The sequence below is a fragment of the Thalassomonas sp. RHCl1 genome (genome assembly GCF_947387555.1).
In the GTDB taxonomy this organism is placed as follows: domain Bacteria; phylum Pseudomonadota; class Gammaproteobacteria; order Enterobacterales; family Alteromonadaceae; genus Thalassomonas.
Map to the genome: position 1 here is coordinate 1 of NZ_CANDNZ010000039.1, position 1,121 is coordinate 1,121.

Annotated in this window: 1 protein-coding gene; it reads right to left on the reverse strand. The window is 46.4% G+C overall.

Annotated features, from left to right (window positions below; genetic code table 11):
* Positions 1-1,121: elongation factor Tu (gene tuf / locus QL234_RS31885; RefSeq protein WP_281561753.1), on the reverse strand; the 1,121-nt coding region annotated here is incomplete at both ends.

Genomic DNA, 1,121 nt, shown 5'->3' on the forward strand with positions numbered 1-1,121 from the left:
TTAGATACAACACCAGCACCTACAGTACGACCACCTTCACGGATAGCGAAGCGTAAACCTTCGTCCATCGCTACTGGGTTGATCAGCTCAACAACAAACTTAAGGTTGTCGCCTGGCATTACCATTTCTACACCTTCAGGAAGCTCTACAGCACCTGTGATGTCAGTTGTACGGAAGTAGAACTGTGGACGGTAGCCTTTGAAGAATGGAGTGTGACGACCACCTTCATCTTTGCTCAGTACGTATACTTCTGATTCGAACTTAGTGTGAGGAGTGATTGAACCTGGCTCAGCCAATACTTGACCACGCTCAACGTCTTCACGCTTAAGACCACGAAGAAGGATACCACAGTTCTCACCGGCACGACCTTCGTCAAGAAGCTTACGGAACATTTCAACACCAGTACAAGTACTAGCTTGAGTTTCACGGATACCAACGATTTCTACTGCATCACCTACTTTGATGATACCACGCTCAACACGACCGGTTACAACAGTACCACGACCTGAGATTGAGAAAACGTCTTCGATAGGCATGATGAATGCACCGTCGATAGCACGCTCTGGCTCTGGAATGTAAGAATCTAAAGCGTCAGCAAGTTCAAGTACTTTCGCTTCCCAGTTAGCTTCGCCGTTAAGGGCACCTAAAGCTGAACCTTGGATTACTGGTAAGTCATCACCTGGGAATTCGTATTCGCTAAGAAGTTCACGAACTTCCATTTCTACTAGCTCAAGAAGCTCTTCGTCATCAACCATGTCACATTTGTTCATGAATACGATGATGAAAGGTACGCCAACCTGACGAGATAACAGGATGTGCTCACGAGTTTGTGGCATAGGACCGTCTGTAGCAGCAACTACTAAGATCGCGCCGTCCATTTGAGCAGCACCGGTGATCATGTTTTTGATGTAATCGGCGTGACCAGGACAGTCTACGTGTGCGTAGTGACGAGTCTCTGTATCGTATTCGATGTGAGAAGTGTTGATAGTAATACCACGCTCACGCTCTTCTGGTGCGTTATCGATTTGTGCGAAATCTTTAACTTCACCACCGTGAGTTTTAGTTAATACAGCAGAGATAGCAGCTGTTAAAGTAGTTTTACCGTGGTCAACGTGTCCGAT